This is a genomic window from Agrobacterium sp. 22117 (assembly GCF_052045735.1).
Taxonomy (GTDB): Bacteria; Pseudomonadota; Alphaproteobacteria; order Rhizobiales; family Rhizobiaceae; genus Agrobacterium; species Agrobacterium cavarae.
Map to the genome: position 1 here is coordinate 280,794 of NZ_JBQEPP010000003.1, position 14,813 is coordinate 295,606.

Sequence of the window (14,813 nt, forward strand, 5' to 3'; positions counted from 1 at the left end):
GATCAATCACTTATCTGTCTATCGCTGGTCCAGAGGCTTGCGCAGACGCCCGGCTGCATCCTGAATATATTGCCAGGCCACGCGACCGGATCTGCCGCCACGTGTCGTCGCCCATTCCAGCGCTTCGCGGTGCAGGACATCGCGAGCGAGACCGAGGTCGAAATGGTCCGCATAGCCATCGATCATCGCCAGGTAATCATCCTGGCTGCATTTATGGAACCCAAGCCATAGGCCGAAGCGATCGGACAGCGAGACTTTTTCCTCGACCGCTTCAGATGGATTGATGGCAGTCGACTGCTCATTTTCCATCATGTGTCTCGGCAGGAGATGACGGCGGTTGGAGGTCGCGTAGAACAGTACGTTCTCAGGGCGGCCCTCAATACCGCCGTCCAGTGCCGCCTTCAGAGACTTATAGGCCGTATCGTCATGGTCAAAAGAAAGATCGTCGCAGAAGAGGATGATTCTGTGCGGAGCGGCTTGCAGAATGTCGAGGAGGACGGGCAAGGTATGAATGTCTTCGCGGTGCACCTCGACGAGCTTTAACGACGTGCCGCTTGCGGTGCGCACGTCTTCGTGAACCGCCTTCACCAGCGATGATTTGCCCATGCCGCGCGCGCCCCAAAGCAGCACATTGTTGGCAGCAAAGCCTTCTGCGAAGCGCAGCGTGTTCTCGTGCAGGATATCCCGGACGTGGTCCACACCGCGGATCAGCGTCAGCGCAATTCGGTTAGGACGCGGCACGGGCTGCAGCCAGGCATTGGCAGGCGTCCAGACGAAACAATCGGCGCTATTCCAGTCATTTGACGCAGGTGCGGGGCCTGAGAGCCGCTCCACGGCGTCGGCAAGACGGCGAAGTTCGAGAAGCAGGAGTGCGCTGGTTTCTTCTGACGTCATGATCGATGCTCCTTGTCGACTTTCCCCGGCCCATTGAACCCGGTCAAATGCCGGAACAGACGTGGAATTTGCGCGGCCTAGCATGGTGTTTCATGCCCCGAAAGAGTATGAGCCGTGGAAACGGTACGGGGGTCGAAGTCTTTCTGTTGCATTCTAGGGGATCGCAACTATATTCCGGCGGCTTGAAAGCTGGCCAGTGGCTTAAGACTGTGCCTGAAATCTGAGGAGTTTTTTATGTTCATTAGCCAAGCCTTTGCTCAGGATGCAGCGGGCACACCATCGGCTTTCGGATCCGGCCTGGAAATGCTTTTCCTTTTCGCCCCGCTCATGGTCGTGTGGTACTTTTTCCTGATCCGTCCGCAGCGCGCGCAAATGAAGAAGCGTCAGGAGACGCTCACCAACATTCGTCGTGGCGATCAGGTCGTGCTGGGCGGCGGCATTGTCGGCAAGGTGACCAAGGTTATCGACGATAACGAACTTGAAGTCGAAATTGCCGAAGGCGTCAAGGTCCGCGCATCGCGTACCTATATCGCCGAGGTTCGTGTCAAGGGTGAGCCGGTCAAGACCGAAGCTCCTGCTAACGCGAAGTAACAATAAGCAGGCTGCGCATCGACGCGGCCTGGGTTTTCTAACCCAACCCTGACCGAGACCGAAATGCTTCATTTTTCCCGCTGGAAAACAGTCTTCATCTGGTTGATCGTGCTGATAAGCGCCGTCATCGCTTCCCCCAACCTGTTCACGGACAAGCAACTGGAGGGAATGCCAAACTGGTACAAGCACAACAAGGTGACGCTTGGTCTCGACCTTCAGGGCGGTTCCTACATCATGCTCAAAGTCGAGCGTTCCGACATCGTCAAGGAACGTCTCGAAACCATCGTCGGCGACGTCCGCGCCCAGTTGCGCGACGCCAATATCCGCTATTCCGGTCTGGCCGGTAACGGCCAGCAGATTCAGGTTCGCATCACCGATCCGGCTCAGTATGAGGCGGCCAAGAATGCGTTGAAAGATCTGACACTGCCAGTCTCGGTCGGTACGCTGACCGGTGGCTCGGTGCAGGAAGTGACGATGAGCGACGGTGGCGACAATCTCTTGCGCCTGAACCTCACCGATGCAGGCATCGATTATCGCCTGTCTTCTGCCGTTGCCCAGTCGATCGAAGTCGTCCGCCGCCGCGTCGACGAACTCGGCACGACGGAACCGCTGATCGTGCGCCAGGGCAATGACCGTATCATCGTTCAGGTTCCGGGCCTCCAAGATCCGCAGCGCTTGAAGTCTCTGTTGAACCAGACAGCCAAGCTTTCCTTCCGCATGGTGGATACATCCATGCCGGTTCAGGAAGCGTTGAACGGACGCCCACCTGCGACAGATGAAATCCTCTATTCGCAGGACGACCCGCCGGTTCCTTACCTTGTCGAGCGCCGTGCGCTGGTCTCGGGCGACAATCTTGTCGATGCGCAGGCAAGCTTCAACCAGCAGACCAATGAGCCTGTTGTGACATTCCGCTTCGACAGCCGCGGTGCGCAGCGTTTCGCCCAGGCCACCCAGCAGAATGTCGGTAAGCCTTTCGCCATCGTCCTCGATAATAACGTTATTTCTGCACCCGTGATCCGCGAGCCAATCATCGGCGGTTCGGGCCAGATTTCCGGTAACTTCACCGTTCAGGGTGCAAATGACCTCGCGGTTCTCCTGCGAGCCGGCGCCCTGCCTGCGACGTTGACGGTGGTGGAAGAGCGGACCGTCGGTCCAAGCCTTGGTAGTGACTCCATCAATGCCGGCCTGACCGCGAGTGCCATCGGCGCCATCGGCGTCGTCCTTTTCATGTTTATCTTCTATGGCTTCTTCGGCCTGCTGGCAAATATCGCGCTTGTCATCAATATCGTGATGCTCCTGGCGCTCCTAAGCGTTATCGGATCGACACTGACCTTGCCGGGGATTGCCGGTATCGTCTTGACGATCGGTATGGCAGTGGACTCGAACGTTCTGATCTACGAGCGAATTCGCGAGGAAGTCAAAGCTGGCAAACCGTTGATATCGTCGCTTGAGAACGGCTTTACCCGCGCCTTCGCCACCATCATCGACGCCAACCTGACCACCTTTATCGTGGCCTGCGTGCTCTTCTATATGGGTACCGGACCGGTGAAGGGCTTTGCGGTCACGCTCGCCGTCGGTATCGTGACGACTGTCTTTACCGCCTACACGCTGACGGCTTGGCTGTTTGGTGTCTGGGTTCGTCGCAGCCGTCCCAAGCATCTGCCGAAAGGCATCCGCACCGGCATGTTTGACGGCAAGGATATTCCTTTCATGAAGTACCGTCGCATCGTCTTCGGTATTACCGGCGTCATCATGCTGACCTGCCTTGGCGGCTTCATGACCAAGGGTCTGAACCTTGGCATCGACTTCCAGGGCGGCTCGATCATCGAGGTGCAGTCGAAAAGCGGTCCTGCCGATATCGCAGATATTCGTGAGCGCCTGAGCCAGTTGAACCTTGGAGAAATTCAGGCTCAAAGCTTCGGTTCTCCCGACGACGTTCTGATCCGCATCCAGGCGCAGGAAGGCGGCGAGAATGCCGAGCAGTCCGCAATCACGATGATCCGTGGCGAGTTGCAGGATAAGTATGACTTCCGCCGCGTGGAAGTTGTGGGACCGGCCGTCTCGGGCGATCTCACCGTCACCTCGACCATCGGCATCGCGCTCGCCATGATCGCGATCATGATCTACATCTGGTTCCGCTTCGAGTGGCAGTTTGCGCTCGGTGCGATCATCTCCATGGTCCACGACGTGGTCTTCACCATAGGCCTCTTCGTCTTCCTGGGGATCGAGTTCAACCTCACCAGTATCGCGGCGATATTGACCATTATCGGTTACTCGCTGAACGATACGGTGGTCATTTACGACCGAATTCGAGAGAACCTGCGGCGCTACAAGAAGATGCCGCTGTCCATGATCATCGACGTCTCTCTGAACCAGACGCTGTCGCGCACGATCTTGACCGGCCTGACCGTCATGCTTGCGCTGCTATCGCTCTACCTCTTCGGTGGAGAGGTCATACGCTCCTTCACCTTCGCCATGCTCTTCGGTGTCGGTATCGGTGTGTTCTCGTCGATCTACATCGCGGCTCCTGTTCTGATCGCCTTCAATCTGCGTCCGACCAGCACGGATGCCGATGACAAGGATGACCAGAAGGCGAATTCGATCAGCGGCAAACCGGCAGTCTGATGGCTGGCGGAATCGAAATACGCCCGGCCCATTTTCCTGGCCGGGCGCCCATTGATGCTTATGGAAATGGCGGCTTTCGCTTTGCCGAGATGTCGCATCGCGGCTCGCTTCTTTGCCTGCCTTCCGGCATTCACGGATGGGACGTGACCGATCCCTCGCAGCTTTCGGTCGATAACTTCACCAAGGTTTTGGAACAAGCGGCCGACATCGAGTTTCTATTGATCGGCATGGGTGACTCCATGCGCGTCGTCCCGAGAGAGTTGAAGGCCGCCTTGAAAGAGGCTGGCATCTCTGTCGATCCGATGAGCACGGGTGCTGCGGTCAGAACATACAACATCATGCTTTCCGAATCGCGGGCAGTGGCCGCCGCCCTGATTGCGGTCGAAGGCTGAAGAACGGTTATCGATGACAGACCTGCCGGCGGATAATGGCGCGTGCCTGACGATGCTGCGTGACATGGATCGCGACAGATATCTCGCATGCCTCCTTGCGCCGGAAGACAAGCGCGGTGATCTCGCGGCCCTTTACGCTTTCAACGCCGAGATTGCCCGTATCCGCGACGTCGTTCGCGAGCCGCTTCCAGGCGAAGTGCGCATGCAGTGGTGGCGCGATCTCCTGGAGGGAAATCCGCATGGGGACAGTGTCGGCCATCCTGTTGCCGCAGCACTGCTCAACGCGATCGCCACCCATAATCTACCGCGGCAGACTTTGATCGACATGATCGAAGCGCGCATCTTCGATCTCTACGATGACGTCTTCGAGAATCGCAACGCTCTCGAGGGTTATGCGGGCGAGACGGCCTCTGCATTGATACAGCTATCCAGCATCGTGCTTTCGCCGGATGATGCAGCGAGAAACGCCGAGACCGCGGGCCACGCAGGCGTTGCCCAGGCCATGGCTGGCATGCTGCTGTTGATGCCGCTGCATCGCCGTCGAGGTCAGGTATATGTCCCGCAGGACGTTCTGTCGGTAGCCGGATTGAACCGCGAGAGTTTTCTGGAAGGCAAGGACCGTGAGAAGGTCGGTGCGGCGATCGAGATATTCTGCGCACATGCTCAGGATCATCTGAACAAGGCGCGCCAAACGTCCCTGCCTAAAGCGGTCGTTCCCGCTTTCTTGCCCGTGGCACAGGTCGAGGCTGTGTTGAAGGCGGCACGTCGCGCAGGCGCGGACGTTGTTGAAAACGGCATCCAGCTCTCATTGCTCCGTCGCCAGTGGCTGCTCGCTAAGGCCGCCTATCTGAAGCGGTTCTAGAGCGTGGCACGCAAAGCCGCAGCGGCTTTGCGATGACGATATGCCTTCAAAGCGCAGTGGGTCTTTTGGGCGCTCCACCTTTTTGAAATCTCAGCACGATGCGTGAGGCGCGCTTCACCTCCGCGCAAGTCTTGGTTGCTAAGCCGCTTGATGAGCTGGTATGGACGACAGCATTGTCCAATACGTGATTTCGAGAAGTCAGAGCGTGTCTTGTAGGTCCCGAAGGGCTGACGACGCTCCAAGGAGTGACAGAGATGAGCCTTACCATTTGGATCATCATCCTCGCGCTTTTGATCGCGGTCGCGATCTATCTCTGGCGCCTGAAGCGTTTCTCGGAAGGCGAAAGCAGCTACGATACGGGGCAGGCCATTTTGGATTTCGCCCGGGCCTTTCCCAATGAGGCGATCCGCAGCCTGCACATGACCGCCGACGGCAACGCCGTTTTTGTTCGGTTGCACGACAACAAGGCTGGCTTCATGCGCAACATGGGCAAGCACAATGCCTGCATGATGCTGAACCCGGAGCGCATCACGGTGGAACATCTGGAAAGCGGCGACGGTTTTGTCGTCACCTTCATCGACACGCCGAAATATAGCGGTGCCTATCGTTTCAAGACGATTGGGGAGGCCGCAGAAGTGTCTCTCTGGTTGCTCGGCAGCTATCTGGAGGCAGCGGATGCAGAGCCCGATCAGCCTAAGGAAGCTGACGCCAGCTCCTCACCTTCCTCCGCGACCTGATTAAGAACCGGCGCTTCGACGCCAAGCCATGTCGCGCAATCTCGCAGCGCGCGGGCGCACATCAACTGACGCTTCATGATGGTCTTGTCCTTGCCGCGGAAGCGCTTCACGCCTTCGGGCTTGACGATCGAGCCCGGCGCGAGCTCAGGAAACAGGCCGAAATTGACATTCATCGGCTGGAATGAACGCTTGCCCGGTTCTTCATCGGTGGAAAGATGCCCGCCTGTAATGTGGTTGAGCAGGGCGCCAAGCGCAGTCGTCGCCGGCGGCAGGCGGACCGGCTCGCCTTTGTGCTCGGCACTGGCGAACCGACCGCAAAGCAGCCCGATGGACGCACTCTCCACATAGCCTTCGCAGCCGGTAATCTGGCCGGCAAAACGGATGTCCGGACGGGACTTCAGCTTCAGCGACGGATCGAGCAGCCGCGGCGAATCGATATAGGTGTTGCGGTGCAGGCCACCGAGACGCGCGAACTCGGCGTTTTCCAGGCCTGGAATCATGCGGAAGACGTCCGCCTGGGCGCCATATTTCAGCTTCGTCTGGAAGCCGACCATGTTGTAAAGCGTGCCAAGCGCATTGTCCTGACGCAGCTGCACCACCGCATAGGGCTTGACTGTCGGGTTATGGGCATTGGTCAGACCCATCGGCTTCATCGGGCCGTGACGAAGCGTTTCGCGTCCGCGTTCCGCCATGATCTCGATCGGCAGACAGCCATCGAAATAGGGAGTGCCTTCCCATTCCTTGAAGCCCACCGTATCGCCGGCGATCAGCGCATCGATGAAGGCATGATACTGCGCCTCATCCATGGGGCAGTTGATGTAGTCCTTACCGTTGCCACCAGGGCCCACCTTGTCGTAGCGGGACTGATACCAGCAGATATCCATGTTGATGCTGTCGCGATGGACGATCGGTGCGATTGCGTCAAAGAACGCCAGCGCATCTTCGCCTGTTTCCGCCTGGATGGCGGCGGCAAGCTCGGGCGCGGTGAGCGGGCCTGTGGCAATGATCGTGTTGCCCCATTGCTTCGGTGGGAGGCCCGGAACAACTTCGCGAACAATGGTAATGAGTGGATGCGCCTCAAGTTGCGCCGTAACCGCTTCGGAAAAGCCATCACGGTCGACGGCGAGAGCGCCGCCGGCGGGAACCTTGTGCTTGTCGGCGCAGGCCATAATGAGCGAGCCCGCCAGACGCATTTCCGCATGAATGACACCGACGGCATTGGCCGTCGCATCGTCGGAACGGAAGGAGTTGGAGCAAACGAGTTCAGCAAGGCTGTCACCCTTGTGAGCATCCGTGCCCCGAACGCCGCGCATTTCGTGCAGGATGACGGGAATGCCAGCCTGGGCGATCTGCCAGGCCGCTTCCGAGCCGGCAAGGCCGCCGCCGATGACGTGGATGGGAGAGTTCATATTGTCTTGCATCGCGCGCTCACGTTGCCAACCGGCACAAAGGTTGCTGCGGGTCGACCATCTTTCTTGATTGGCTTAGCCTCACTCTGAGGAGGCATTTGCCCGATGCAGTATCACGAGCAGTGTGGACCGCCAAACTTTTTCGAAAGCCTGCGAGCCTCCGACCTCAGGAGAAGGAGATTCATGCGACGATCGTGAGCGACCCTCAAGAATCAAAAAACGGCGCTCGTGGCGCCGTTTTTTTGCCTGTCGCTCAGCCATCCGGTGCCGTGGGAGGTCGGCTCTTGCGGATGACCCTGTACGCTGATTAGCGGAACGAACGGGATGCGACGTTACGGATGTCGTAACGGGTCAGGCCGATGTCGCTGAGAGCCTGGTTGGAGAGGCTGCCCAGTTCGTTGAGCGTACGGCGATAGCTGATCCAGTTCTTTGCGATGCGAAGCGGGTTCATGGTTGTTTCCTCAATCTTTGATGTGTGTGATCTTTAAAATTCAGTCCGCCGGGCCGCTGGTCATCTGCGCTCTCGGCTGTTGAGTGGTATATACATATTCATAGCGATGATTTGGAGTGCAGATTTTGAGCGACTGCCATGCATTTGTGCAATGTGTCGTCTATTTTTGCAGCTTGTGGATCGATATGCGCATTATTTGAGCGAAAGTCGATGAGGCGCTGTTACGATCCCGTCCGTCTTTTTGGGCACAGGGAGGACGCTGCATTCAAGCATCGTGTTTTCGAAGATCGGTTCCGGTTTTCAGGCCGATGCTGCAGGGCGGGCAGGGGCGTTGAGCGCAAAAAGAAAAGGCCCGGAGCGGGTGCTCAGGGCCTTTTGAGGGTAACACATCGGGCAGACGAAGGATCGTCAGCCGGTGTTATCGATCTATTACATACCGACTGCAGTGCGAGCAACGCGACGGATGTCGGTGCGGCCGATGCCGAGATCGCTCAGTTCGCGATCGCTCATGCGGTCCAGTTCAGTTACGGTCTGACGATACTTGCGCCAGTTGTTCAGCGAGCGTGCAATGTTCATGGTCTTATTCCTCGTTTCGGTTCGCCGGTTGCTTGGGATCAACTCAGCTTCGTTTTCTGAAACTGAATATATGCCTTTCGCCGCGCTTCAAAAACAGACAAAGAAGGATGACACCTATGCGCGTAACGCAGGGCAAGCTCCGAATCGGCGCCTACTTCCTTAACAAATGCATAATTTGACAGCATTCGAAGCTGATTTTCTGGCTCAGACAGCAGCAGTCACGCTCTCAAGCCCGTCCCCGGGCCCTCCAAATCTCAACCGGCCTCACAAACTCTCGTCAATGGTCGCGGCGAGAGGTGAGCACGTTGGTATGGCATTCCATCCGGGAGGGGCTTTCATGGGCGGTCCACTGAAATCGAACTGCGTGGACCGCGAGCCTCGTGATTCCCGCAGATGGCCTGCTCGCGATTGTCATAGAGTCCTCAAAACCCATGGAAATAGGGCTTGTACGGCGTCATTTTTCCTTTGCGCTCCTGAAAACGGATGATATAGAGACGCCGCGCTCCGGAAGGCCTCATGTGCCAGATGTTGTTTATGCAGGATTTAAAGAGCGCGGGTATGGCGGAATTGGTAGACGCACCAGATTTAGGTTCTGGCGACGAGAGTTGTGGGGGTTCGAGTCCCTCTACCCGCACCACAAATCGCCGGGAAAGCCAGGTAAAGCGTTTCGTTTTGCCCTTTCCCTGGCTCAGGCATAATTGCTCCGCAACGCGCCTGTGCATGCAAGTTTTATAGTCACGGCCGGTGAATTCAGATTCCGGCGCTGTGCTCGAAAGTAAACCGACGGCTGTCTGAGCACTGCCGCCATGATGTGAAGGTATGAAAATGCAGGTTATCGAAACGCTCGCTGAAGGGCTGAAGCGCGAAATCAAGGTCGTTATTCCGGCCGCTGACATGAAGGCTCGCCTTGACGAGCGCCTCGCCGAAGCCAAGGATAAGGTTCGTATCAACGGCTTCCGTCCCGGCAAGGTCCCTGCCGCTCATCTGAAGAAGATGTATGGCAAGTCGATCATGGCTGATCTCGTCAACGAGCTGGTTCGCGAAAAGCCTTCCGAGATCATTTCCAGCCGCGGCGAAAAGTCTGCGACTCAGCCTTCCATCTCCATGACGGAAGACGAGAAGGAAGCCGACAAGATTCTGGCCGCCGAAACCGATTTCGAATTTAACATTGCTTACGAAGTCATCCCGCCGATCGAACTGAAGTCGAATGACGGCATCAAGGTCACGCGCGAAGTCGTTGAAGTGACCGAAGACGAAATCAACGAGCAGATCCTCAAGATCGCCGAAAGCGCTCGTAGCTACGAGACGAAGAAGGGCAAGGCCGCTGAAGGCGACCGCGTCACCATGAACTACCTCGGCAAGGTCGATGGCGTAGCCTTCGATGGCGGCGCTGCTGAAGATGCCGAGCTGGTTATCGGCTCCGGCCGCTTTATCCCAGGCTTCGAAGACCAGCTCGTTGGCGTCAAGGCTGGCGACGAGAAGACCATTACCGTTACCTTCCCGAGCGAATATCCGGCTGCTGAGCTGGCTGGCAAGGAAGCCACCTTCGACATCACCGTCAAGGAAGTTGCTGCCGCCGCCGACGTTGAAATTAACGACGAACTGGCAACCAAGCTCGGTCTCGAATCGGCTGAGAAGCTGAAGGAAATCGTTCGCGGCCAGATCGAAAGCCAGTACGGCAACGTGACCCGTCAGAAGGTCAAGCGTCAGATCCTCGACCAGCTGGACGAACTCTACAAGTTCGACACGCCTGCCGGTCTCGTCGACGCTGAGTTCGACAACATCTGGCGCCAGATCAACACGGATCTCGCACAGTCCGGCAAGACGTTTGCTGACGAAGACACGACCGAAGAAGAAGCGCGCGAAGAATATCGCAAGCTCGCTGAGCGCCGCGTTCGCCTCGGCCTCGTTCTCTCCGAAATCGGCGAGAAGGCTGGCGTTGAAGTCACCGAAGAAGAAATGCAGCGCGCTCTGTTCCAGCAGCTGCAGCAGTTCCCGGGCCAGCAGAAGGAAATCCTCGATTACTTCCGCAACACGCCTGGCGCTTCCGCTTCGCTGCGTGCACCGATCTTCGAAGAAAAGGTCATCGACAAGCTGCTGACCGAAGTCTCCGTTACCGACAAGACGGTTTCGAAGGAAGAGCTTCTGGCTGACGACGCCGAAGAAGGCGAAGAAACCAAGAAGAAGGCTCCGGCCAAGAAGAAGGCTGCAGCCAAGGCTGACGCTGCTGAAGGCGAAGAAGCCGCTCCAAAGAAGAAGGCGCCTGCCAAGAAGAAGGCAGCCGAAGGCGACGCAGAGTAATCTGCTCTTCTCATATTTGTTTCGAAGAGGCCGCGGCGAAAGCTGCGGCCTTTTCATTTAGGAGTGTCGAGAGGCGTTTGCGTTCACGCCGAAAAGACATCCTGTCGTCATCCGAAGAGTGTATGGGCGACCTTTGCTGCATCTTGCTGAAGTAGAGGTGTCATGGGCGTCAAAAACGACCTTGTTGAAGGTGTGTCCTGTTCGGGCAAAACGTCTGTGGCAACAGAGCTTCAGCGACAAGGTTACCATGTCATTCATGGCGACAGGGAACTCGCCTATAAAGGTGACCCTAAGACCGGCTTACCTTTGCAAGAGCGGCAGGGTGGCGCGTGGGCCACGGATGTCGCTTTTGCTCACCGTCATCACCTCTGGTGTGTCGAGAGAGTAAAAGATTTGGCGGCCGATCAGAGCCATGCTGCCACCTTCTTTTGCGGCGGCGCCCGCAACATTTCCACTTTCATCGGCCTCTTTGACGCCGTGTTCATTCTCAAGCTTGATCGAGCCGCCTTGGAGAAGCGCCTGTCCGCGAGGCCAGAAGACGAGTTCGGTGGCAAAGCTGAGGAGCGGGCGTTCATCCTGGCGCTCCACGAGAGTGAGGATGACGTTTCGAAGGAAGGCATCGCAATCGATTCCACCCAGCCCGTCGAAGCGGTTGTTGCGGAGTTGTTATCCCACACCAACGCGTAGCAATTCCGGCATTTCCGACAGGGCAGCACGTCCACCAACTGTGTTCCGACGGTCACAATGCAGTGCACAATGACTTTTTGCTGCACATGCTCTTGTTCATCTCCCGTTCATCTGGCACCCTTTGGGAGTGATTTGCCGGACGCGCTTGTGCGTCGAGAGCGATCTGCCGCCAAACGCGGCTTGGCTTTAAGCCTTCAGTTTCATCTTTCTTTCGAGCGCGGGTGTGATGTCGCGCTTGTCGATTCGCGTCGCCTGTCAGCGAGTGCGGTTAAGTCTGGCGCCCAGCGCCGGCAGAATTGAGTCCGGGTGATCTCCGTTTTCTGGATCGCCCAAGCCGAAACGAGACCTGCTGTTTTCCTCCCAAGAGCGGCTGGTCTTTTTAAAGCTTGAGGAAATGACATGTTGGTCAAGATACTGGGCACGCTCGCCGCTGCCTCGCTCATCCTTTTGTCCCCGGTAGAGGTGAAGGCACAGGAGCGGGGATTGATCTGGGCGCCCGCCAAGAATTCCGACCGCTCCTATTCGGCGCGGCTGGGTGCAAAGCTGCCGACGGAAACGCCGCTGCGCGCCGGCCTTGAGATGGGCATGAGCGCGTCTGAGGGTGGTGCTGTGGTCGACACGCCGGTGAAGTTCTGGGGTGACATGACGTTGATGTCCACCAATCTGCCGGGTGTCAAGATCGCCAGAGACGTGGGCATTCTGATGAACGCGCTGACGGGCTCGGCCGCCGTGACGATGACGATGACGCAAAAGCGCGTCGCCACAGCCGATTTCGATGTGGAATCGAACCGAAACGTCACGCTGCGCTATGATGGCCATAGTCAGCAGTGGAGCGGGCTCGATGTGACGCAGTCCCTGCGGCTGACGCGCTCGGCGACCGGCACTGCCTTCGTCTTGACGGGCGCGAGCCGCGAGACATTCGACGAGTTCAGTTCCAGCGTCGCGCTCGAACAGAAGCTCTCCGACAATCTGACGGTAACAGGCAGTTTCGACCGGGGCTTTGAAGATCGTTTCCGCCCGGCGGTGCATGCAAACTACAAGATCAGGTGGTGAAGCGGCTCACTTGACCGCTTCATTCCTATTCTTGATATCACCCATGCGGTTCCACGCATCCAGACCCGCGATCTTGTAGGCCTCGGCAAGCGTCGGGTAGTTGAAGGTATTTTCGACAAAATACTCCACCGTGCCCTTGAGGTTCAACACAGCCTGACCGATGTGAACCAGTTCGGTCGCGCCTTCGCCGACGATGTGAACGCCGAGAAGCCGGCGCGTCTTCAATGAGAAGATCAGCTTCAGAAGACCAGTATCAAGACCCATGATGTGGCCGCGCGAGGTTTCCCGGAAGCGGGCAATCCCGCATTCGTAAGGAATGCCGCGTTCCTTCATTTCTTCTTCCGTCAGGCCGCAGGTGGAGATTTCTGGGACGGCATAGATGCCGTATGGGAAATACTTCTGCGGCTCCATGCCGATTGCGCCGACCGCGACGCGGGCCGCAATACGGCCCTGTTCCATGGAGGTGGAGGCAAGGCTCGGGAAGCCGATAACGTCGCCTGCGGCGAAAATTCCTGGTACGGAGGTTTCGAAGGTTTCCGGATTGACGGAAAGACGGCCACGGCTGTCGGCCTCAAGTCCGGCTGCCGCGAGGTTCAGCGTGTCGGTCGCGCCCATTCTGCCTGCGGCAAAAAGCACCATTTCGGTCACGATCGTGCGGCCATTATCCAGTGTGATCGACACCTTGCCTTCCGGCGTGTGTTCCACTTTCTCGGCCTTCTGGCCGAGAAGCAGCTTCATGTTCCGGTCGCGGAGCTGGTAGGTGAAATCTTCGACGATTTCCTTGTCGATGAAGTCGAGCATTGTGGATTTGGGATCGATCAGCGTGACGGCGGTATCGAGCGCGCTGAAAATGGTCGCATATTCGATGCCAATGACGCCGGCACCAATGACTACCAGGGAGCGCGGTAGCCTCTCCATCTGCAGCAATTCATCGCTGTCGATGACGGTCTTGCCATCAAACGGCATGTAGTCCGGTCTGAATGGGCGAGTGCCGACGGCGAGCAGAATGCTCTTGCCCAACACATGCATCACTTCGCCATCGTCTTTGGTGATCTGGAGTGTATCGGGCGCGAGGAAGCTTGCCTTGCCGCGCACGTGCTGCACGCGGTTACGGGCAAACTGGTGCTCCAGCACTTCGACTTCGTGGTTGAGAGTGATCAGTAGGCGCTGGCGCAGATCTTCGGCGCTGATCTCTTGCTTGACGCGATAGGACTGGCCATAAAAGCCGCGCTCGCGCCATCCGGAAAGATTGAGCGCCGTCTCGCGCATCGTCTTGGAGGGGATGGTGCCGGTATGAACCGAGACACCGCCGACGCGGCTGCCCTTCTCGATGACCAGGACCTTCTTGTCGAGCTTTGCCGCCTGGATGGCAGCACGTCTGCCGGCGGGACCGCTGCCAACAACAATGAGATCGTACTGGTTCATGAAAAAGCCTCTGGACGTAAGCCCGGTAGAATGCCGGGATGTGTGAATATCCGATGTGAGGATTTGCCGCGAAAAGCGTGATGCTCTCAGCCTGCGGAAATGATCTCCGCATTCGCACATCCGGATGTCGTGAGACCGCAGAGTGCAATGCAACAAATGCCTGCGTCAATCTGTAGCGCAGAAATCTGACGGATTCGTAACCGGCACAGAAAAAGCCGCAAATCGGCTATCGATCGATCAGGACGAGGGGCGGTCGCTTTGCTGGGCCTGATGCTGGTGCAGCTTTGCGATGTCTTCCCGCAATGCGGCGAGTTCGGCCAGAACCTTGAGATCGATCTTCTCGTGGAGAGAGAGAACTTCGAGCTCGGCCTTGAGGTTGACCTCGTAGTCCTTGGCTGCCTCAAACCGATCGCGTTCCGCCTGCCGGTTCTGGGACATCATGATGATGGGTGCCTGGATCGCGGCCAGCATGGACAGAATGAGATTGAGGAACACGAAGGGATAGGGGTCAAAGGCCTTTGTTGTCAGAACAATTGTATTGATGACGGCCCATACGGCCAGAAACACCAGGAAGCTGATGATGAAGCCCCATGAGCCACCGACGCGGGCGATGCTGTCCGCTAGCCTCTCGCCGACTGTGGATCCCTTCGAAAACTCAGCATTGGTGTCGGTGGAAATCAGTTGCTTCTGATGCGCCACCTCCAGAATCCGCTTTTCGACCTCACCGATCTGTCGGGAGGATCGCTTGAAGTGGGACAGGACGTAATCTGGAATGGCAGACATGATTCATCTCCGGCAATGCGTTGGCTG

At 57.6% G+C, this 14,813-nt stretch carries 14 protein-coding genes and 1 tRNA gene; 9 read left to right on the plus strand and 6 right to left on the minus strand.

Features of this window, described 5'->3' with window-relative positions:
- Window positions 1-18: 18 nt before the first annotated feature.
- Entirely contained in the window at window positions 19-894 is an 876-nt protein-coding gene (locus ACTJKV_RS09855) for an ATP-binding protein (RefSeq protein WP_274104164.1), read from the minus strand.
- 234 nt (window positions 895-1,128) lie between these two features.
- Between ACTJKV_RS09855 and yajC the strand changes: the two genes are divergently transcribed.
- The 5 genes from yajC to ACTJKV_RS09880 all read left to right on the plus strand — a co-directional run bounded on the left by yajC (window position 1,129) and on the right by ACTJKV_RS09880 (window position 6,101).
- Entirely contained in the window at window positions 1,129-1,485 is a 357-nt protein-coding gene (gene yajC / locus ACTJKV_RS09860) for a preprotein translocase subunit YajC (RefSeq protein WP_113260685.1), read from the plus strand.
- Between the two features lie 63 nt (window positions 1,486-1,548).
- Window positions 1,549-4,110 carry a protein translocase subunit SecDF gene (secDF, locus tag ACTJKV_RS09865; protein WP_440598636.1) on the plus strand — a complete coding sequence of 854 codons (2,562 nt, stop codon included), beginning with the start codon at window positions 1,549-1,551 and terminating at the stop codon, window positions 4,108-4,110.
- Entirely contained in the window at window positions 4,110-4,502 is a 393-nt protein-coding gene (locus ACTJKV_RS09870) for an Mth938-like domain-containing protein (protein ID WP_062425449.1), read from the plus strand. The genes secDF and ACTJKV_RS09870 overlap by 1 nt, the downstream gene beginning before the upstream one ends.
- Before the next feature lie 13 nt (window positions 4,503-4,515).
- Window positions 4,516-5,364, plus strand: coding sequence for a phytoene/squalene synthase family protein (locus tag ACTJKV_RS09875; RefSeq protein ID WP_274104162.1), 849 nt, complete (start codon window positions 4,516-4,518; stop codon window positions 5,362-5,364).
- Between the two features lie 254 nt (window positions 5,365-5,618).
- Complete coding sequence (locus tag ACTJKV_RS09880) at window positions 5,619-6,101, plus strand: hypothetical protein (RefSeq protein WP_113176236.1); 483 nt, start codon at window positions 5,619-5,621, stop codon at window positions 6,099-6,101.
- Here ACTJKV_RS09880 and trmFO read toward each other — a convergent pair.
- From trmFO to ACTJKV_RS09895, 3 genes are all read right to left on the minus strand, one after another.
- A complete protein-coding gene (gene trmFO, locus ACTJKV_RS09885; protein WP_274104161.1) occupies window positions 6,053-7,522 on the minus strand; it encodes a methylenetetrahydrofolate--tRNA-(uracil(54)-C(5))-methyltransferase (FADH(2)-oxidizing) TrmFO in 1,470 nt (489 codons plus the stop codon). The genes ACTJKV_RS09880 and trmFO overlap by 49 nt on opposite strands.
- 295 nt (window positions 7,523-7,817) lie before the next feature.
- Window positions 7,818-7,961, minus strand: a complete 144-nt coding sequence (locus ACTJKV_RS09890) for a DUF1127 domain-containing protein (protein ID WP_082447266.1) — start codon at window positions 7,959-7,961, stop codon at window positions 7,818-7,820.
- Between the two features lie 429 nt (window positions 7,962-8,390).
- Window positions 8,391-8,537, minus strand: coding sequence for a DUF1127 domain-containing protein (locus ACTJKV_RS09895; protein WP_082447210.1), 147 nt, complete (start codon window positions 8,535-8,537; stop codon window positions 8,391-8,393).
- A 552-nt stretch (window positions 8,538-9,089) separates the two neighbouring features.
- Here ACTJKV_RS09895 and ACTJKV_RS09900 point away from each other — a divergent pair.
- From ACTJKV_RS09900 to ACTJKV_RS09915, 4 genes are all read left to right on the plus strand, one after another.
- Window positions 9,090-9,174: transfer RNA gene (locus ACTJKV_RS09900), tRNA-Leu, on the plus strand.
- A gap of 188 nt (window positions 9,175-9,362) precedes the next feature.
- Window positions 9,363-10,838, plus strand: coding sequence for a trigger factor (gene tig, locus ACTJKV_RS09905; protein WP_062425445.1), 1,476 nt, complete (start codon window positions 9,363-9,365; stop codon window positions 10,836-10,838).
- Between the two features lie 162 nt (window positions 10,839-11,000).
- Window positions 11,001-11,525 (plus strand): nucleoside kinase, encoded by a 525-nt coding sequence (locus ACTJKV_RS09910; RefSeq protein WP_313556339.1) that lies wholly within the window; start codon window positions 11,001-11,003, stop codon window positions 11,523-11,525.
- A gap of 399 nt (window positions 11,526-11,924) precedes the next feature.
- Complete coding sequence (locus tag ACTJKV_RS09915) at window positions 11,925-12,578, plus strand: hypothetical protein (RefSeq protein ID WP_313556340.1); 654 nt, start codon at window positions 11,925-11,927, stop codon at window positions 12,576-12,578.
- Between the two features lie 6 nt (window positions 12,579-12,584).
- Here ACTJKV_RS09915 and sthA read toward each other — a convergent pair whose 3' ends face one another.
- Entirely contained in the window at window positions 12,585-14,003 is a 1,419-nt protein-coding gene (gene sthA / locus ACTJKV_RS09920; RefSeq protein ID WP_062598105.1) for a Si-specific NAD(P)(+) transhydrogenase, read from the minus strand.
- A gap of 237 nt (window positions 14,004-14,240) precedes the next feature.
- Window positions 14,241-14,786, minus strand: a complete 546-nt coding sequence (locus ACTJKV_RS09925) for a DUF1003 domain-containing protein (protein ID WP_274104158.1) — start codon at window positions 14,784-14,786, stop codon at window positions 14,241-14,243.
- Window positions 14,787-14,813 lie beyond the last annotated feature (27 nt).